Source organism: Mycobacterium sp. NGS64 (genome assembly GCF_059812245.1).
This window is the reverse complement of the sequence record NZ_JCALCI010000003.1, coordinates 396,865-415,053: the sequence shown is the minus strand read 5'-3', so window position 1 is coordinate 415,053 and position 18,189 is coordinate 396,865. Positions and strand designations below refer to the sequence as shown.

Sequence of the window (18,189 nt, the reverse complement as noted above, 5' to 3'; positions counted from 1 at the left end):
CCGCTAGCCAACGCCCCAATTGTCATTCCTCGCGCGGCGCCGGCCCCCGTCGTGGAACCGCCACGACCGAGGCGCCTAACACCGCAAGCGAAATCAGCGCCAGCAGTTGCACATTCGCCGCATGCCCGGCGTAACCGTCGACCGAGCGCCATGGATGCCGCGACAGCGCCGCCCCGGCCAGGATCAGCCCGCCGGCGCTCAGCACCACGGTCAAGTCGTCGCGCCGGCGCCGCACGGCGTACCGCAGCCCCACGGCGGCGCCGGCCACCACCAACCCCGCCGCTCCCGCGATGGCCGTCCCGGCCGCCAGGACGCCGACCGCCGCCCAGGGCCCCGGGGCCCACGGCCGGGCGGGCGGGGCGTCGCTGCGCCCGCGCCGGGTGCGCCACAAGGCGAGCGCGGCCAGCAGCGGCAGCAACGCCAGCCCCACCGCCAGGCCCGTCCGGTACAGCGAATTGGAGGCGAAGCTCAGCGTGATGGTGCCCGGGTCCCCCGCCGGCACCACCCAGCCCTGCTGCCACCCGTTGACCGCGACCGGGGTCAGCCGGGCCCCGGCGGCGGTGCGCGCCACCCAGCCGGGGTTGATGCTCTCGGGGATGACCAGCAGCCGCGCGGTGGGCGACGCGGGCGCCCGCACTTCGCGGCGGCTCGGGCCCCACGCCCCGGTGTGGGCGGGAATCGGAGTGGCACTGGGTATCTTGGCGGCGGCCGGGGTCGACAGCCGGGCCCCGTCCACGACGAACTGGGCGCCGGGGCTGATCAACAGCTCCTGCTGGCCGGCCGGCAGCGCGATCGGCTCGGTTTCGCAGGGCTGCGCCGCGACCGGGGTGCCGTCCAGCAGCGCGCCGGCGGTGGTGCGGATCGAGGTGTGCACGAACCGGCCCGCTACGGCGACGACTGGCCCGCGGTCGCAGCCGACGGTGATCTCCCGCGACCGGTTGCGGGCGGCGTCGGCGGGCGCGATCGGGTTGCCGTCGGCGCCCAGCACCGCGACCTCGGCCAGGCCCGGCGGCTTGAGCTGATCGAAGCCCAGGGCGTTGCGGTCGATCACGTCTTCCCAGTCGAGCAGGCTGATGCTGACGGTGTCGGTCACCCGCGGTTTGAGCGAAAGCGTTTGGGGCTCACCCGGTTTCAGGTCCCAAACCTGGGGGCCGTCGCCCAGGTCGACCGCCAGCACCGTCGGGTGCGCCGGCAGCGTCGACCCGCTGGGCGCCACGCGCAGCCCGGTGACCTTGGTGGCCCGCGGCAGGGTGAGGGTCAGCGTCGGCGGGGACTTATGCTGCACCACCCGCTGCGGGGCGGTCCACGCGGTGGCCGGGTCGCCGTCCGTCGCCGCGAACGCGGACCCCAAGATGTCCACCACGTCCGAATCGCCTTGGGCCCGAGTGGTATTCGGCTCGGCGACCAGGTCGGCAAGCTTGGGCCCCTGCCGTGGCCGCACCCACACCGTCGGCGTCACCGACACCGGGTCCGTGACGGTCAGGGTGCGGCTGAAGTTCACCGGCTCTTCCGGAGCCAGCGCCATCGATGCCGCGCAGCGCACACCGCCGTCCGCCGCCGCGCAACCCGGCCTGCCGAGCAGCTCAGATCCCAGGTCCCACGCGGCGACCGTCGCGCCCGGCGGCGGCCCGGGCACCCGCACGGTGTGCCGCAGGCTGACCGGGTGGGCGAAGCCGGACGCGTCGTACTGGGTGATCGACAGGTCGGTGATGCCGAACTGCACGCCGGGGGAGCCGTCGTCGGTGCCGGCGGCGGTGATCCGCACCCACGGCGTTTCGCCGTACGGCAGCGCCACCGCGAGCGGCTTGCCGGGCTCGTCGAACCGCAGCGTGGTGCTGCCGTTGGCCGTCTCGACCAGGATGCGGCGGACCTGGGCGCCGACGGCGGTGGCGCTCGGCGTGATGGTGAGGGAGCCGTTGGTCACCGGGTGGTCGAAGTCCACCCGCAGCCACTGCCCGACCGCGGCCTGCAGCGCGTTGGACACCCACGCCGTCGCCGAGTCGCCGTCGACGGCCGCGGCGGGGGAGGTCGCCGGCGCGACGTCGGGCATGGCGGTGGAGTCCGACGACGAGCTCGACACGGTGATGCGGCCGCCGTTCCAGGCCCCGAACACCATGTCGGCGCCCGGGACCGGATAGTCGGGGACGCGGTTGAAGGTGTGCCTCGCGTCGCCGGCCGCCCGGACGGCCGACGAATGCTGGTCGACGCGGCCGTAGTCGGTTTCGCGGGCCACCGGGGTGTCGGTGACCGTCACCCCAGCCCCAGCGGGCAGGCCGGCGGCGCGGGCGTCGGCGCCCATCAGCACCGGGCCCAGCGGCGGCTGGCCCAGCAGCCGTCGCCGCTCGTCCAGGCGCAGCAGCACCTCGGGGCCGCCGGCGACCCGGGGCAGCCGGTCGGCGTCGACGAAATAGGGCGCGCCGGGATCACCGGCAACCGCGACGCGGTAGATCTCGACCGCCGGGAACCGCGGTCGCAGGCCGCCGTCGGCGACGAAGCCCGCCAGCGTGCCGGGCCCGACGGGAGCGCCGAACTGCGCCACCTTCTGCAGCCCCGGCGAGCCCTCGAGGGCGCGGTGCACCAGGATGGGGCGCGCCGAGCGCGACGTCTCCGGGTCCAGGTCGTTGCGCAGCACGACGTACGAAATCCCTTGGCGGGCAAGGGTATCGGCAAGGCCGACCGAGGGCTGCCCGGCGGCGAACAGGCGTTGCACCGAATCCAGCGCCCGGATGGTCTGCGGCGGGGTCAAGGGGATGGAGTCGCGCACTCCCCACGGGCTGTGGCCGAGCACCTGCAGCGGCTCGTCGTGGGTGGTGCCCCACGACTGGGTGGCGAAGGGCGCCCCGGGAACCACCAGCACGCGCCCGGAAACCGGTATCCCAGTGTTGTGTTCGTCGAGCCAGTCGGCGGCCTGGTGCCAGTACGCCGGAATGGCGCCGAACGTGCCCGGCGGGGCGAGCCGGCCGGTCCACGCCAGCGAGGTGCTGACCATCAGCGCCGTCAGGACGACGACCGCCACCGCGGCCCGCTTGTCGCGCTCGGGGTGGGCGAACGCGCGCAGCCACGCCGAGCGCGGCGCGCTGCCGGGCAGCGCGACCCGGCCGAGCAGCTGGGCGACGCCCAGCGCCACCGGGATGCGGATCACCGGTCCCAGCTTGTGCACGTTGCGCAGCGGCGCGCCGGCGGCGTCCATGAAGGCCTGCACCTCGTGGGCGAAGGGCGACCCCAGCCCGCCGCTGTAACCGACGGCCATCAAGACCACGCCGATCAGCAGCATGGTCACCAGCCGGCCCCGCGCCGGCATTCCCGCGCTGGCCAGCCCGGCCAGCCCGGCCGCCGCGACCAGGCAGGTAGCGAGGACGGCCGCCGAGCCGGTCACCAGGGGCGCGCCGGCGGTGGCGGTCGGCGCCACGAACGGGGTCCAGCTGTCGGTGCCGCGCAGAATCTCGGTCAGCGACGACCACTGCGTGGTCACGCCGGAGGATTCGATGAAGTCCAGGAACGGCGGGCTGACGTGGCGCAGGCAGACCAGCGCCACCACCCACCAGAGCGTGGCCAGGCCCAGCGCCAGCGCCCACCACGCGGTGTAGCGCCACCACAACCGGTTCGGGCGGTGGCACGCCCACCAGATCACCGCGGGCAGGCAAGCGGCCAACGTCGCGATGGCGTTGACCGCGCCCATCAGCGCGACCGCCAGCCCGGCCTGCGCGGCCAGCACCCGCACCGACCTGTCGCGGGCGGCCCTCAGCGCGAGGATCGTCGGCAACAGCACCCACGGCGCCAGCATCATCGGCAACGTCTCCGACGAGATCGAACCGAGCGTGGTCAGCACCCGCGGCGACAGCGCGAACGCCACCGCGCCGATCACCCGTGACGACGGGCTGCCGATGCCCAGCGCCTCGGCCACCCGCAGCAGCCCCCAGAACCCGACCGTGAGCAGCAGCGCCCACCACAGCCGCTGGGTGATCCAGCCCGGCACCCCGAGCGCGTGGCCGACCAGAAAGAAGGTGCCGTGCGGAAACAGGTAGCCGTAGGCCTGGTTCTGCGCCTGGCCGAATGGCAGTTCGCTGTTCCACAGGTTGGTCGCGCGGGCCAGGAAGCGCAGCGGGTTGGCGGTCAGGTCGAGCTTGGTGTCGGGCGAGACCTGCCCGGGCGACTGCGCGAACGTCAGCGCCAGCGCGACGGCGCCGACCAACAGCAACCACCGGCGGGACAGCGGCGCAGCCGACGAGCAGGGGGCCGGTGAGCCGGCCCGGGTCCTACTCGGGCTAGCTACGGTTGCCGTACTCGACCCGGTTGAGCACTGACGACTGCGGATCGCCCCCGGGGAGTGGCGGCTTCGTGTCCTGCTGCACCATCAAGGTGATCCCGAAGATCGCGGCCGCGCCCAGCAACAGACCAACCACGACGCTCGCGGCGGCGGGCGCGATGATCCGGTTCATGAAACGGCTCCTGGAATTTCTCGGGGACTAGCGCCAACCTAGCAGAACGGCGCTCGCCGGCCGGGCCGGCGAGTCACGGCCACGGCACGCAATGACCATGCCAGCAGCGAGAGCCGTAATTCACCAGATACGGCCCGGCGGGGCTGCGCGGTGTGGTCTGCACCGGCGCCGTCTTGTGGTCGTCCATCGCCAGCGTCACGCCGACGGTCGCGGCGGCGCCGAGCGACAACCCCACCGCGATGCTGGCCGCGGCGACCAACGAAAACCCGGCCATCGCCGGCTCCTCCCTGCCAGGCAAATGGGCTGATTGCCAACCTACCGGCGATGCCCCCTGGAGCACGGGACGAAACGCCCGCCGTGACAACATGGCCCGATGCCCTTCCCCCGCATCCTGGCCGTGCTCGTCGCCGCGACCGCCCTGCTGGCCGGCTGTGGCCACCACGCCGCCCGCCCACCGGCGGCCTCGTCGAGCAAGCCGGCCGCCGCCCCCGCGCCGCCGGTATGTGCCGATCCGCCGGCCGTCCCGGCCGCGCTGTCGACCCGTGACAAGCTGGCACAACTGCTGATGGTGGGCGTGCGGAACGCCGACGAAGCCCGAACCGTCGTCAATGAGTCCCACGTCGGCGGGATCATCATCGGTGGCTGGACGGACCTCTCGATTTTCAAGGGCGGGCTGGCCGAGGTCGCCCACAGCGCGGGGCCCCTGCCGCTGGCGGTCGGCGTCGACGAGGAAGGTGGCCGGGTATCGCGGTTGAAGTCGCTGATCGGGGTGGCCCCGTCGGCCCGGCAGCTGGCGCAGACCCAGACGGTCCAGCAAGTACACGACCTCGAAGTGGAGCGCGGCAAGAAGATGCGCGACCTGGGTATCACCATCGACTTCGCCCCTGTGGTCGACGTCACCGATGCGCCGGACGGCGTCATCGGCGACCGCTCATTCAGCGCGGACCCGAACACCGTGACCGCCTACGCCAGGGCCTACGCGCAGGGCCTGCGCGACGCCGGGCTGCTGCCGGTGCTCAAGCACTTCCCCGGCCATGGTCACGGCTCGGGCGATTCACACAAGGGCGGCGTCGTCACGCCGCCGCTGAGCGACCTACAGGCCAACGACCTCGTGCCATATCGGACGCTGGTGGCCCAGCTCCCGGTCGCAGTCATGATCGGTCACCTGCAGGTCCCCGGGCTGACCGGCGACGACCCCGCCAGCCTGAGCCGGGCCGCGGTGCAGTTGCTGCGCGATGGCACCGGCTACGGCGCCCCGCCCTTCAACGGGCCGGTGTTCAGCGACGACCTGTCCAGCATGGCCGCGATCTCCGATCGATACGGCGTGTCCGAGGCGGTGCTGCGCACGCTGCAGGCGGGTACCGACGTGGCGCTGTGGGTCAGCATCGAGGAGGTGCCCGCGGTCCTGGACCGGCTGGAAAAGGCCGTGGCCGCCGGCGAACTGCCGATGCCGGCGGTCGACGCGTCGGTGGTGCGGGTGGCGACGATGAAGGGCGCCAATCGAACATGTGGCCGCTAATGTGCCGCATCCTCGTTACCCTGTAGTCAGATTGGCGGCTAGAGAGGCAACAACGATGGCGGGTGGTACCAAGCGGTTACCGCGTGCTGTCCGCGAACAGCAGATGCTCGACGCCGCCGTGCAAATGTTCTCCGTCAACGGTTATCACGAGACGTCGATGGACGCGATCGCCGCCGAGGCGCAGATCTCCAAGCCGATGCTGTACCTGTATTACGGCTCCAAGGAGGACCTGTTCGGCGCCTGCCTGGACCGCGAGCTGGGGCGGTTCGTCGACGCGGTGCGCGCCGACATCAACTTCGCCCAGAGCCCAAAGGACTTGCTGCGCAACGCTATCGGGTCGTTCATGCGTTACATCGACGCCAACCGCGCGTCCTGGATCGTGATGTACACCCAGGCCATCAGCTCGCAGGCGTTCGCGCACACGGTGCGCGAGGGACGTGAGCAGATCATCGAATTGGTAGCGGAGCTGATGCGGGCGGGCAGCCGCACCCCACGCTCGGACGCCGAGTATCAGATGATGGCGGTGGCGCTGGTCGGCGGCGGCGAGGCGATGGCCAACCGGCTGTCCACCGGCGACATCGGCGTCGACGAGGCGGCCGAGCTGATGTTCGACCTGTTCTGGCACGGTCTGCGCGGCACGCCGGAGGATCGGGAAGCCGCCTCACAAGCCGGATAAGCCGGCTAGCCCCTACATTCGTGGGGTGCACTCGTCGGCTCGCAACCTCGACTTCTTTTGCGCGGTAGTCATCGTCGGGTTGCTGGCCGGGGTCGCCGGGCTGGCGACGACGGAGGTGCTGCGGTTCGTCGAGCACGTCACCTACCACTACAGTTTCGGCACACTACTCAACGGGATCACCGGCAGCAGCCCGGTCCGGCGCGCGCTGGGGCCGATGGTCGGCGGGGCGCTGGCGGGCCTGGGTTGGTGGATCCTGCGGCGCCGCACCCCGGTGCCGCCGCTGGCCCAGACCATCGCCCGCCGCGAGCCGATCCCGCGGCTGGCATGGAGCGTCGACGCCGTGTTGCAGGTGCTGCTGGTCGGCTCCGGCGCCTCCCTGGGCCGCGAAGGCGCCCCGCGCCAATTTGCCGCTGCCCTGGGCGATTTCGCCACCGCGTGGCTGAAGCGGCTGTCCAGCCACGACCGCGAGGTCTTGCTGGCCTGCGCGGCCGGCGCGGGCCTGGGCGCCGTCTACGCCGTGCCGCTGGCCGGCGCGCTGTTCGCGGTGCGGATTATGCTCAACACCTGGCACCCGCGGGCGGTGGGCGCCGCGTGCCTCACGTCCAGCCTGGCCGTCGCGATCTGCTCGGCCGAAACCCACGATCAGCCGAGCCTGGCCTGGCCCAGCGCCGAATCGTCGTATCTGCTGACCGCGCATGGGCTGATCCTGGCGCCGGTCGCCCTCGCGGTGGGATTGGCGTTCAAGTGGCTGATGGCGGCCGCGCGGCCGGCCCGGGTGATGCGGTCGTGGGTCCTGGTTCCGGCGCTGGCGGGCGCCGGCCTGGTGATGGGCATCTGCTCGCACTGGTGGCCGGAGTTGCCCGGCAACGGCCGCAGCATCCTGACCGTCAGCCTGGCCAGCCGCATGACCCTGTCGGCCGCCCTGGTCATCCTGGTGTTGAAACCGCTGCTGACGGCGCTGTTCCTGCGCGCCGGCGGCGCCGGCGGAATGCTCACCCCGTCGCTGGCCACCGGCGCGGCCGCGGGATCGGCCCTGGTGCTCGCGGTCAATTGGGCAGCCGGGACCCATATGCACACCCCGGCCGTCTCGCTGGCGGGGGCCGCCGGCGTGCTCGCGGTGACCCAGGGCTCGCCGATCTGGGCGGCGATCTTCGTCTGGGAGCTCGCCCACCCCCCGCTGTGGCTGTTCGGAGTGTTCCTGCTGACCGCCTGCGGCGCATACGGATTGAAGGTGCTCGCGGTCGGCCGCAGGCCGGCGCGGACGGGCTAGAGGGCGCGGACGCTGCCGGTCAGATAGGGATACCCCTTCGCGATGTTGCGCAGCGAAAGGTCCCAGCCGCCGTCGTCGCCCTGATCGACGTACAGCCCCGCGGTGCCGGGCAGCACCAGCGGCTTGCCGAACCGCACCGAGTACTGCGCCTCGTCGGGAATCCGGGCCTCGATGTTGGCCAGAACCGCTGCGGCGCTGAACATCCCGTGCGCGATGACGGTCGGGAACCCGAACAGCTTGGCGGCGATCGGGTTGGTGTGGATCGGGTTGTGGTCACCGCCGACGGCCGCGTAGCGACGGATCTGGCCGGGGCTGATCCGCAACACGGTGCTCGGCGGGGGCAGCTTCGGCTGCTTCTGCGGCGGCGGCTTGGGCTCGTCGGACAGGCTGGTGCGCTGCTGGTGCAGGAAGGTGGTCACCTGGTGCCACGCGACGTCGTTACCGACGCTCACGTCGGTCACCAGGTCCACCAGCAGGCCCTTGCGGTGTTCGCGCAGGTTCTCGGCGTGCACGCGCACACCGACGGTGTCGGTCACCGCGATCGGGCGGTACTGCTTAATGTGGTTCTCGGTGTGCACCGATCCCATTGCGGCAAAAGGAAAGTCGAAGCCGGTCACCAGAGACATCATGGTGGGAAAGGTCAACGCGAACGGGTAGGTCAGCGGCACGTGGTTGCCATAGCGCAGGCCGGTGACGCCCGCGTACTCGGCCACGTTCGTCTGGTCGATGGGCAGTTCCTCGACGGTCACCGTGCGGCTGGGCAGCTGGTCGGAGCGGGGCAGCAGGGGCAGCGCCCCGGCCGCCGCGCGCAGCATGTTTCGCAAACCGCTGGGCTGGTTCATCATGCCCCCAACATCGCCTGGCCGCAGACGCGGATGACGTTGCCCGTCACCGCGTTTGACGCCGGGCTGGCGAAGTAGGCGATCGTCTCGGCGACGTCGACGGGCTGCCCACCTTGCAGCAGCGAGTTCATCCGGCGGCCGACCTCGCGGGTGGCCAGCGGGATGGCCGCCGTCATCTGGGTTTCGATGAACCCCGGCGCGACCGCGTTGATTGTGATGCCCTTCTCGTAGAGTCCCGGCGCCAGCGCCTGGGTCAGGCCGATCATGCCGGCCTTGGTGGTGGCGTAGTTGGTCTGCCCGCGGTTGCCCGCGATGCCGGCCATCGACGACAGGCCGATCACCCGGCCCCCCTCGCCGAGGCTGCCGTTGCCGACCAGGCCCTCGGTGAGCCGTTGCGGGGCAAGCAGATTCACCGCGAGCACGGCGTCCCAGCGCGCCTCGTCCATGTTGACGAGCAGCTTGTCGCGGGTGATGCCGGCGTTGTTGACCAGGACGTCGGCGTGCCCGGCGTAGTGGTCGTTCAGGTGTTCGGTGATCAAGGCGGCGGCGTCGTCGGCGGTGACGTCCAGCCACAACGGCGTGCCCCCGACCCGGCTGGCGGTCTCGGCCAAAGCCTCGGCGGCAGACTCCACGTCGATCGCGACGACGCGGGCGCCGTCGCGGGCGAACACCTCGGCGATGCAGGCGCCGATGCCGCGGGCGGCGCCGGTCACGATCGCCACCTTGCCGTCCAGCGGCCGTTCCCAGTCGGCGGGCGGGGTGGAGTCGGCCTCGCCGACGTAGAAGACCTGGCCGTCGACGTAGGCGGACTTGCCGGACAGGAGGAAGCGCATCGTGGATTCCAGCCCGGTCGCGGCGGGTTTCGCGTGCGGCGACAGGTACACCAGCTGTGCGGTCGACCCGTTGCGCAGCTCCTTGCCGAGCGAGCGGGTGAAGCCCTCCAACGCGCGCTGCGCGATGCGCTCGTCGGTGCCGGCGGCGGCGTCGGGCGTGGTGCCGACGACCACGACGCGCGCGTTGTGGCCCAGGTTGCGCAGCACCGGGGTGAAGAACTCGTAGAGGCCCTTGAGCCCGGCAGGCGTCGTGATGCCGGTGGCGTCGAAGACCAGCCCGCCGAACTTGTCGGCCCAGCGGCCGCCCAGGTTGGCGCCCACCACGTCGTAGTCGGAATCCAGGGCGGCGCGCAGCGGCTCGACCACCCGGCCCTCACCGCCGATCAGCAGCGACCCCGCCAGCGGCGGTTCGCCGGGCCGGTACCGGCGCAGCGTCTCGGGCTGCGGAATGCCGAGTTGCTTTGCCAGAAACGATCCGGGGCCGGAGTTGACCACCTGCGAGAAGAGATCGGACGAGCTTTTTGGAGCCACTGAGCTGCCTTCCATGTGTGTTCGGGCGCTGTCGTGCCCGTTATCCACCAACGGTATCGGGACGAACTTACTTCAGAGTAAGAACAGTGGGTACTATGGCGAACAACGGCCGGTTCAAAAAGTGATGTACCCGGAGATGCACGGAGAGAAAAGTGGCCCCAGCGAGTTCTAAGACCAGGCGACCAGTCGCGGTACTGGGCGGCAATCGCATCCCGTTCGCGCGATCGGACGGCGCGTACGCGGAGGCGTCCAACCAGGACATGTTCACTGCGGCCCTGGACGGGCTGGTGGACCGGTTCGGGCTGGCCGGCGAGCGGCTGGGCGTCGTCGTCGGCGGCGCCGTGCTCAAGCACAGCCGCGACTTCAACCTGACCCGCGAATGCGTGCTGGGTTCCGAGCTGTCGTCGTACACGCCCGCGTTCGACGTCCAGCAGGCGTGCGGGACGGGGCTGCAGGCCGCGATCGCCGCGGCCGACGGCGTCGCCTCCGGTCGCTACGAGGTGGTCGCGGCCGGTGGGGTGGACACCACCTCCGACCCGCCGATCGGCCTGGGCGACAACCTGCGCCGCCAGCTGCTCAAGCTGCGCAGGTCCAAGTCGAACCTGCAACGGCTCAAGCTGGTGGGCACACTGCCCGCCACCCTGGGGATCGAGATCCCGGCCAACAGCGAGCCGCGCACCGGGTTGTCGATGGGCGAGCACGCCGCCATCACCGCCAAGCAGATGGGCATCAAGCGCGTCGACCAGGACGCGCTGGCCGTGGCCAGCCACCGCAACATGGCCGCCGCCTACGACCGGGGCTTCTTCGACGACCTCGTCACCCCGTTCCTCGGGCTCTACCGCGACGACAATCTGCGGGCCAACGCCAGCACCGAAAAGCTCGCGACGCTGCGTCCCGTCTTCGGGGTGAAGAACGGCGACGCGACGATGACGGCCGGCAACTCCACCCCCCTGACGGACGGTGCGTCGGTCGCGCTGCTGGCCAGCGACGAGTGGGCAGCCGCCCACTCGTTGACGCCGCTGGCGTACCTGGTGGACGCCGAGACCGCCGCCGTGGACTACGTCAACGGGCGCGACGGGCTGCTGATGGCGCCGACGTACGCGGTGCCCCGCTTGCTGGCCAGAAACGGACTCAGCCTGCAGGACTTCGACTTCTACGAGATCCACGAGGCGTTCGCGTCAGTGGTGCTCGCGCACCTGCAGGCGTGGGAATCCGAGGAGTACTGCAAGGAGCGGCTGGGGCTCGACGCCGCGCTCGGGTCGATCGACAGGTCCAAGCTCAACGTCAACGGGTCGTCGTTGGCCGCCGGCCATCCCTTCGCGGCCACCGGCGGTCGGATCCTGGCGCAGGCCGCCAAGCAGCTGGCCGAGAAGAAAGCCGAGCAGAAGGGCGGCGGCACCCTTCGGGCGCTGATCTCCATCTGCGCGGCCGGCGGCCAGGGCGTCGCGGCGATCCTGGAGGCCTGATCGGCCGCCCCAACCATCGGGGCGAATGAATTCGGTCACACTCGGTTACGAACCCGGGGACGCGGGTATCCGACCGACCGGATAGCCCCGTGTTGTGGTCTGACCCCCCGACCCCGACGGCAATACGGGGCGTCCCCTAATCGACCGCCGGTCAGCGACGGGGGGGCGAAAAGGGCCGCCGCTGGAGTGAGGGGATCCAGCGGCGGTCTTTTTTGCTCGCCCGGGCCACAGACACAAGGTCCCCCGCTTCAACGTGGAAGCGGGGGACCTTGGTAATTCAGCTGGGCGGGCCCAGGCGGCCTAGAACGCCGCCTCGTCGAGCTCCATGATGTCGTTGTCCAGCGTCTCGATGACCTCGCGGGTGCTGGCCAGCAGGGGCAGGAAGTTCTTCGCGAAGAACGATGCCACCGCGATCTTGCCCTCGTAGAAGGACCGCTCGGCGCCGCTGGCGCCGGCGTCCAGCGCCGCCACCGCGACCGCGGCCTGACGCTGCAGCAACCAGCCGATGACCAGGTCGCCGACGCTCATCAGGAAGCGCACCGAGCCCAGGCCCACCTTGTAGAGGCTGGTGACGTCCTCCTGCGCGGCCATCAGGTAGCCGGTCAGGGTGGCCGCCATGGCCTGCACGTCGGTCAGCGCCTTGCCGAGCAGCTCGCGCTCGGTCTTGAGCCGGCCGTTGCCGGACTCGCTGTCGACGAACTTCTGGATCTCCCCGGACACGTGGGCCAGGGCCACACCCTTGTCGCGGACGATCTTGCGGAAGAAGAAGTCCTGCGCCTGGATGGCCGTGGTGCCCTCGTAGAGCGAGTCGATCTTGGCGTCACGGATGTACTGCTCGATCGGGTAGTCCTGCAGGAAGCCGGACCCACCGAAGGTCTGCAGGCTCTCGGTGAGCTTGGCGTACGCCTGCTCGGAGCCCACACCCTTGACCACCGGCAGCATCAGGTCGTTGACCTTCACCGCCAGCTCGGCGTCCACACCGTGCAGCGCCTCGGCGACCGCCGCGTCCTGGTAGGTCGCGGTGAACAGGTACAGCGCGCGCAGACCCTCGGCGTAGGCCTTCTGGGTCATCAGCGAGCGGCGCACGTCCGGGTGGTGCGTGATGGTCACGCGCGGCGCGGTCTTGTCGGTCATCTGGGTCATGTCGGCGCCCTGCACGCGGGACTTGGCGTACTCCAGCGCGTTCAGGTAGCCGGTCGACAGGGTGGCGATCGCCTTGGTGCCGACCATCATGCGGGCCTGCTCGATGACCTCGAACATCTGCGCGATGCCGTTGTGCACCTCGCCGACCAGCCAGCCCTTGGCGGGCACGCCGTGCTGGCCGAGCGAGAGCTCGCAGGTCGCGGAGACCTTGAGGCCCATCTTGTGCTCGACGTTGGTGACGAACACGCCGTTGCGCTCGCCCAGCTCGCCGGTCTCGAAGTCGAACAGGAACTTGGGCACGAAGAACAGCGACAGCCCCTTGGTGCCCGGGCCCGCACCCTCGGGGCGGGCCAGCACCAGGTGGAAGATGTTCTCGAACAGGTCGCCGGAGTCACCCGAGGTGATGAAGCGCTTCACACCGTCGATGTGCCAGGACCCGTCCTCCTGCTGGACCGCCTTGGTGCGCCCGGCGCCCACGTCCGAACCGGCGTCCGGCTCGGTCAGCACCATGGTCGAACCCCAGCCGCGCTCGGCGGCCGTCACGGCCCACTTCTTCTGCTCCTCGGTGCCGAGGTGGTAGAGGATGTTGGCGAACCCGGCGCCGCCGCCGTACATCCACACGGCGGGGTTGGCGCCCAGGATGTGCTCGTGCAGCGCCCACAGCAGCGCCTTGGGCATCGGCATGCCGCCGAGCGCCTCGTCGATGCCGGCCTTGTCCCAGCCGGCCTCGGTGACGGCGCGGACGGACTCCTTGAAGGATTCCGGCAGCGTCACCGAATGGGTCTCGGGGTCGAAGACCGGCGGGTTGCGGTCGCCCTCGACGAACGACTCCGCGACCGGTCCCTCGGCCAGGCGGCTGATCTCGGACAGCATTTCCTGGGCGGTGTCGACGTCGAGGTCGCTGTACTCGCCTTGGCCTAATGCCTTGTCAACGCCGAAGACTTCGAACAGGTTGAACACCTGGTCACGGACGTTGCTCTTGTAGTGGCTCACTACGTTCCTCCTCGTTGAGAATGCCACTTGTGGTTGGGTACTAGGTCTAAGTTACCCACCAGTAACTGCCCTAAAATATAACCGTTATTGTCGCCGAAGCAAGCGAGTGTGAGCTAAATTCCACCGTCTAACTAACCAACCGGTTGGGAAGTCCCCCTTTACGCGCCCGACCTGCGGAGATGATGTGGCCATGACGGACGTGAGGCGCGTCACAACGCTGCCCGTGGTGGACCTTGGGGCCGCCCCCGAAGCGCTGCGGGAGCGCCTGCGCGCGGCCGCCCACGAGGTCGGATTCTTCTACCTGATCGGCCACGACGTGCCCGGCGAACTCACCGCCCGGCTGCTCGACGCGGCGCGCCGGTTGTTTGCGCTGCCGCAAGCCGACAAGGACGCGATCGCGATGGTGCGCAGCCCGCATTTCCGCGGCTACACCCGGCTGGGCGGCGAGCTCACCCGAGGCCGGGTGGACTGGCGCGAGCAGATCGACCTCGGCCCGGAACGCCCGCCGATCGGCGGCCCCGGCAAGCCGGACTACCTGTGGCTGCAGGGCCCGAATCAGTGGCCCGAGGCCGTGCCCGAGTTGCCCGGCATCGTCGGCGAGTGGGACGCCGCGCTTTCCGCGGTGGCCCGCACCTTGCTACGGCACTGGGCGGCGTCGCTGGGCAGCGCTCCGAACGCGTTCGACGCCGCGTTCGCCGACGCGCCGGCCACGCTGATCAAGATCATCCGCTACCCCGCCCGGGCGGCCAGCCCCCAAGGCGTGGGCGCGCACCGCGACGCCGGGGTGCTCACGCTGCTACTGGCGGAGCCGGGCAGCCGCGGCCTGCAGGTACGCCCCGCCCGGGGCGGCGACTGGGTCGACGTCCCGCCGGTGGAGGGCGCGTTCATCGTCAACATCGGCGAGCTGCTCGAGGTGGCGACGGGCGGTTACCTGCGGGCCACCGAGCACCGGGTGCACCTGGGCGGTCCTGCCGAAGAGCGCATTTCGGTGCCGTACTTCTTCAACCCGCGACTCGACGCGCAGATCCCGGTGCTGGCGCTGCCCGAGGAATTGAGCGCACTCGCCGCCCGCGCCGGCAAAAGGGACGATCCGTCGGACCCGATCTTCTCGGTCTACGGCCGCAACGCGTGGAAGAGCAGACTGCGGGCGCATCCGGATGTGGCTTCAGCCCATGGATATTCGGCAGGTAGGGTCGGGGGCGAGAATTCCGTTCTCGGCGCAAGGGGCGAATGACCACGGTGAACTCGAACAAGAACCTGACACCGTCCACACTTCGTGAGGCCTTCGGCCACTTTCCGTCCGGCGTGGTGGCCATCGCCGCCGAGGTCGAGGGGATCCGAGAAGGCTTGGCCGCCAGCACCTTCGTCCCCGTCTCGCTCGAGCCGCCGCTGGTGTCGTTCTGTGTGCAGAACACCTCGACGACATGGCCCAAGCTCAAGGGCGTTCCGATGCTGGGCATCAGCGTGCTCGGCGAGGTCCACGACGAGGCCGCCCGCGCCCTGGCGGCCAAGACCGGCGACCGGTTCGCCGGTCTGGAAACGGTGTCCTACGACAGCGGCGCGGTCTTCATCAAGGGCACCGGCCTGTGGCTGGAGAGCGCGATCGAGCAGCTGATCCCGGCGGGGGACCACACCATCGTCGTGCTGCGGGTCAACGAGGTGACGGTCGACGCCGAGGTGGCGCCCATCGTGTTTCACCGCAGCACGTTCCGCCGCCTCGGCGCCTAGGCCACCGAGACTGCGCCCAGCGCGGGTGATGCAGCGAATTCCGCGCTCTGAGCGCAGACTCGGCGAACCTAGCCGCGGCGGAACAGCTTGTTACCCAGCCAGACCACGGGGTCGTACTTGCGGTCCGCGACGCGCTCCTTCATCGGGATCAGCGCGTTGTCGGTGATCTTGATGTTCTCCGGGCACACCTCGGTGCAGCACTTGGTGATGTTGCAGTAGCCCAGGCCGTGCTCTTCCTGCGCCTGGTTGCGCCGGTCCAGCGTGTCCAGGGGGTGCATCTCCAGCTCGGCGATGCGCATCAGGTAGCGCGGGCCGGCGAACGCCTTCTTGTTCTCCTCGTGGTCGCGGACCACGTGGCACACGGTCTGGCACAGGAAGCACTCGATGCACTTGCGGAACTCCTGCGAGCGCTGCACGTCGACCTGCGCCATCCGGTACTCGCCGGGCTGCAGGTCCTTGGGCGGCGCGAAAGACGGTATCTCGCGGGCCTTTTCGTAGTTGAACGAGACGTCGGTGACCAGGTCGCGGATCACCGGGAACGTGCGCAGCGGCGTGACCGTCACCACCTCGTCCTCGGCGAACGTGGACATCCGGGTCATACACATCAAGCGCGGGTAGCCGTTGATCTCCGCCGAGCAGGACCCGCACTTGCCGGCCTTGCAGTTCCACCGCACCGCGAGGTCTGGCGTCTGCGTCTGCTGCAGGCGGTGGATGATGTCGAGCACCACCTCGCCCTCGTTGACCTCAACCGTGAAATCCTCTAGCGCGCCGCCGGCCTCGTCGCCGCGCCACACCCGCATGGTCGCGTTGTAGGTCATTAACCTCTCCGTCCTGGGTGGTCGGCCAGTTCCCCGTCGGTGTAGTACTTCTCCAGCTCGGAGATCTCGAAGAGCTCCAGCAGATCGGGCCGCATCGGCACCTGATCCTCGCGCGTGATGCTGATGTCGGGGATTACCTCGTCGCCGCCTGCCGCACGGCAGACCAGCAACACCTTGCGCCAAGACGAGTCCATCGACGGGTGGTCGTCGCGGGTGTGCCCGCCGCGGCTCTCGGTGCGCTCCAGCGCGGCCTTGGCCACGCATTCGCTGACCAGCAGCATGTTGCGCAGGTCGATGGCCAGGTTCCAGCCGGGGTTGTACCGCCGCTGCCCCTCGACGTGGATGTTCTTGAACCGCTCGCGCAGTGTCTCGAGCCGGCCGAGGGCCTCGGAGATCTCCTCCGACTTGCGGATGATGCCCACCAGATCGTTCATCGACTGCTGCAGTTCCAGCTGCAGGGTGTACGGGTTCTCGGCCGCGGCGCCGTTCTTCGGTCCCTCGAAGGGGGCCAGCGCCCGCTTGGCCGCCGTCTCGACGGCATCCTCGGCGACCGTCGGGCGGCTGCTCAGCGCGCGCACGTAATCGGCGGCGCCCAGCCCGGCGCGCCGGCCGAACACCAGCAGGTCCGACAGCGAGTTGCCGCCCAGCCGGTTGGAGCCGTGCATGCCGCCGGAGCACTCGCCGGCCGCGAACAGTCCGGGGACGGTGGCCGCGCCGGTGTCGGCGTCGACCTCCACACCGCCCATCACGTAGTGGCAGGTCGGCCCGACTTCCATTGGCTCCCTGGTGATGTCGACCCCGGCCAGCTCCTTGAACTGGTGGTACATCGACGGCAGCCGTCGCTTGATCTCGTCGGGCGTCAGCCGGGACGCGATGTCGAGGTACACCCCGCCGTGCGGGGTGCCCCGGCCGGCCTTGACCTCGGAGTTGATCGCGCGCGCGACCTCGTCGCGCGGCAGCAGGTCCGGGGTGCGACGGGCCGAGTCGTTGTCCTTGAGCCACTGGTCGGCCTCGTCCGCGGTTTCGGCGTACTGGCCCTTGAACACCGGCGGGATGTAATCGAACATGAAGCGCTTGTCATCGGAGTTCTTCAGCACCCCGCCGTCACCGCGCACACCCTCGGTGACCAGGATCCCCTTCACGCTCGGCGGCCACACCATGCCGGTCGGGTGGAACTGAACGAACTCCATGTTGATCAGCGACGCGCCCGCCCGCAGCGCCAGCGCGTGCCCGTCACCGGTGTACTCCCAGGAGTTGGAGGTGACCTTGAACGACTTGCCGATCCCGCCGGTGGCCAGCACCACCGCCGGCGCCTCGAACAGCACGAAGTTGCCGCTCTCGCGCCAGTAGCCGAACGCCCCGGCGATGGCGTCGCCGTCCTTGATCAGTTCGGTGATGGTGCACTCGGCAAAGACCCTGATGCGCGCCTCGTAGTCACCGAGTTCGGCAAAGTCCTCCTGCTGCAGCGAAACGATCTTCTGCTGCATGGTGCGGATCAGCTCCAGGCCGGTGCGGTCGCCGACGTGCGCCAGCCGCGGGTAGGTGTGCCCGCCGAAGTTGCGCTGGCTGATCTTGCCGTCCTTGAGGCGGTCGAACAACGCGCCGTAGGTTTCCAGCTCCCAGACGCGGTCCGGGGCCTCCTTGGCGTGCAGTTCGGCCATCCGCCAGTTGTTGAGGAACTTTCCACCGCGCATCGTGTCGCCGAAGTGGGTCTTCCAGTTGTCTTTGGGGTTGGTGTTGCCCATCGATGCCGCGCACCCGCCCTCGGCCATCACCGTGTGGGCCTTGCCGAACAGGGACTTGCACACCACCGCGACCTTGAGGCCCCGCTCGCGCGCCTCGATGACCGCACGCAATCCCGCGCCGCCGGCGCCGATGACGACTACGTCGTAGGCGTGCCGCTCGACCTCAACCATGAAACCTCGCTCAGT

General features: G+C 70.2%; 14 protein-coding genes. 6 read left to right on the top strand and 8 right to left on the bottom strand.

Annotated elements, in window-relative coordinates:
* Nucleotides 1-22 precede the first annotated feature (22 nt).
* From AC5Y4S_RS15850 to AC5Y4S_RS15840, 3 genes are all read right to left on the bottom strand, one after another.
* Entirely contained in the window at nucleotides 23-4,213 is a 4,191-nt protein-coding gene (locus AC5Y4S_RS15850; RefSeq protein ID WP_500034030.1) for an alpha-(1->3)-arabinofuranosyltransferase, read from the bottom strand.
* A 52-nt stretch (nucleotides 4,214-4,265) separates the two neighbouring features.
* Nucleotides 4,266-4,439: a DUF2613 domain-containing protein gene (locus AC5Y4S_RS15845; protein ID WP_065443914.1), complete on the bottom strand. Its 174-nt coding sequence runs from the start codon at nucleotides 4,437-4,439 to the stop codon at nucleotides 4,266-4,268.
* Between the two features lie 73 nt (nucleotides 4,440-4,512).
* On the bottom strand, nucleotides 4,513-4,713 hold the full coding sequence (locus AC5Y4S_RS15840) for a DUF2613 family protein (RefSeq protein ID WP_500033655.1): 201 nt from the start codon (nucleotides 4,711-4,713) through the stop codon (nucleotides 4,513-4,515).
* Nucleotides 4,714-4,812: 99 nt separating this feature from the next.
* Here AC5Y4S_RS15840 and AC5Y4S_RS15835 point away from each other — a divergent pair, with 99 nt between their 5' ends.
* The 3 genes from AC5Y4S_RS15835 to AC5Y4S_RS15825 are packed head-to-tail and all read left to right on the top strand — an operon-like array spanning nucleotide 4,813 to nucleotide 7,904.
* A complete protein-coding gene (locus tag AC5Y4S_RS15835) occupies nucleotides 4,813-5,958 on the top strand; it encodes a glycoside hydrolase family 3 N-terminal domain-containing protein (protein ID WP_500033654.1) in 1,146 nt (381 codons plus the stop codon).
* A gap of 55 nt (nucleotides 5,959-6,013) precedes the next feature.
* Complete coding sequence (locus AC5Y4S_RS15830; protein ID WP_068180594.1) at nucleotides 6,014-6,634, top strand: TetR/AcrR family transcriptional regulator; 621 nt, start codon at nucleotides 6,014-6,016, stop codon at nucleotides 6,632-6,634.
* A gap of 25 nt (nucleotides 6,635-6,659) precedes the next feature.
* Nucleotides 6,660-7,904: a chloride channel protein gene (locus AC5Y4S_RS15825; protein ID WP_500033653.1), complete on the top strand. Its 1,245-nt coding sequence runs from the start codon at nucleotides 6,660-6,662 to the stop codon at nucleotides 7,902-7,904.
* Here AC5Y4S_RS15825 and AC5Y4S_RS15820 read toward each other — a convergent pair.
* Nucleotides 7,901-8,746, bottom strand: coding sequence for a MaoC/PaaZ C-terminal domain-containing protein (locus AC5Y4S_RS15820; RefSeq protein WP_500034029.1), 846 nt, complete (start codon nucleotides 8,744-8,746; stop codon nucleotides 7,901-7,903). The genes AC5Y4S_RS15825 and AC5Y4S_RS15820 overlap by 4 nt on opposite strands.
* Nucleotides 8,746-10,110, bottom strand: a complete 1,365-nt coding sequence (locus AC5Y4S_RS15815) for a 3-oxoacyl-ACP reductase (protein ID WP_500033652.1) — start codon at nucleotides 10,108-10,110, stop codon at nucleotides 8,746-8,748. The genes AC5Y4S_RS15820 and AC5Y4S_RS15815 overlap by 1 nt, the downstream gene beginning before the upstream one ends.
* Nucleotides 10,111-10,262: 152 nt before the next feature.
* On the opposite strand from AC5Y4S_RS15815, the gene AC5Y4S_RS15810 reads away from it, so the two are divergent.
* Nucleotides 10,263-11,576: an acetyl-CoA C-acetyltransferase gene (locus tag AC5Y4S_RS15810; protein ID WP_500033651.1), complete on the top strand. Its 1,314-nt coding sequence runs from the start codon at nucleotides 10,263-10,265 to the stop codon at nucleotides 11,574-11,576.
* Nucleotides 11,577-11,876: 300 nt separating this feature from the next.
* Here AC5Y4S_RS15810 and AC5Y4S_RS15805 read toward each other — a convergent pair whose 3' ends face one another.
* A complete protein-coding gene (locus tag AC5Y4S_RS15805) occupies nucleotides 11,877-13,712 on the bottom strand; it encodes an acyl-CoA dehydrogenase (protein ID WP_068109420.1) in 1,836 nt (611 codons plus the stop codon).
* Between the two features lie 190 nt (nucleotides 13,713-13,902).
* Here AC5Y4S_RS15805 and AC5Y4S_RS15800 point away from each other — a divergent pair, with 190 nt between their 5' ends.
* Both AC5Y4S_RS15800 and AC5Y4S_RS15795 read left to right on the top strand, forming a co-directional pair.
* Nucleotides 13,903-14,946 (top strand): isopenicillin N synthase family dioxygenase, encoded by a 1,044-nt coding sequence (locus AC5Y4S_RS15800; RefSeq protein WP_500033650.1) that lies wholly within the window; start codon nucleotides 13,903-13,905, stop codon nucleotides 14,944-14,946.
* A 5-nt stretch (nucleotides 14,947-14,951) separates the two neighbouring features.
* A complete protein-coding gene (locus AC5Y4S_RS15795) occupies nucleotides 14,952-15,440 on the top strand; it encodes a flavin reductase family protein (protein ID WP_500034028.1) in 489 nt (162 codons plus the stop codon).
* 68 nt (nucleotides 15,441-15,508) lie between these two features.
* On the opposite strand, the gene AC5Y4S_RS15790 is transcribed toward AC5Y4S_RS15795, so the two are convergent.
* Together AC5Y4S_RS15790 and AC5Y4S_RS15785 are read right to left on the bottom strand one after the other, a co-directional pair.
* Complete coding sequence (locus tag AC5Y4S_RS15790; protein ID WP_068109427.1) at nucleotides 15,509-16,258, bottom strand: succinate dehydrogenase/fumarate reductase iron-sulfur subunit; 750 nt, start codon at nucleotides 16,256-16,258, stop codon at nucleotides 15,509-15,511.
* Entirely contained in the window at nucleotides 16,258-18,174 is a 1,917-nt protein-coding gene (locus AC5Y4S_RS15785) for a fumarate reductase/succinate dehydrogenase flavoprotein subunit (protein WP_500033649.1), read from the bottom strand. The genes AC5Y4S_RS15790 and AC5Y4S_RS15785 overlap by 1 nt, the downstream gene beginning before the upstream one ends.
* Between the last annotated feature and the right edge of the window lie 15 nt (nucleotides 18,175-18,189).

Bases quoted from the DNA above. Each gene is read 5' to 3' on its own strand.
- AC5Y4S_RS15845 (WP_065443914.1), bottom strand. From the start codon at position 4,439: ATGAACCGGATCATCGCGCCCGCCGCCGCGAGCGTCGTGGTTGGTCTG.
- AC5Y4S_RS15840 (WP_500033655.1), bottom strand. From the start codon at position 4,713: ATGGCCGGGTTTTCGTTGGTCGCCGCGGCCAGCATCGCGGTGGGGTTG.
- AC5Y4S_RS15835 (WP_500033654.1), top strand. From the start codon at position 4,813: ATGCCCTTCCCCCGCATCCTGGCCGTGCTCGTCGCCGCGACCGCCCTG.
- AC5Y4S_RS15830 (WP_068180594.1), top strand. From the start codon at position 6,014: ATGGCGGGTGGTACCAAGCGGTTACCGCGTGCTGTCCGCGAACAGCAG.
- AC5Y4S_RS15820 (WP_500034029.1), bottom strand. From the start codon at position 8,746: ATGAACCAGCCCAGCGGTTTGCGAAACATGCTGCGCGCGGCGGCCGGG.
- AC5Y4S_RS15800 (WP_500033650.1), top strand. From the start codon at position 13,903: ATGACGGACGTGAGGCGCGTCACAACGCTGCCCGTGGTGGACCTTGGG.
- AC5Y4S_RS15790 (WP_068109427.1), bottom strand. From the start codon at position 16,258: ATGACCTACAACGCGACCATGCGGGTGTGGCGCGGCGACGAGGCCGGC.
- AC5Y4S_RS15785 (WP_500033649.1), bottom strand. From the start codon at position 18,174: ATGGTTGAGGTCGAGCGGCACGCCTACGACGTAGTCGTCATCGGCGCC.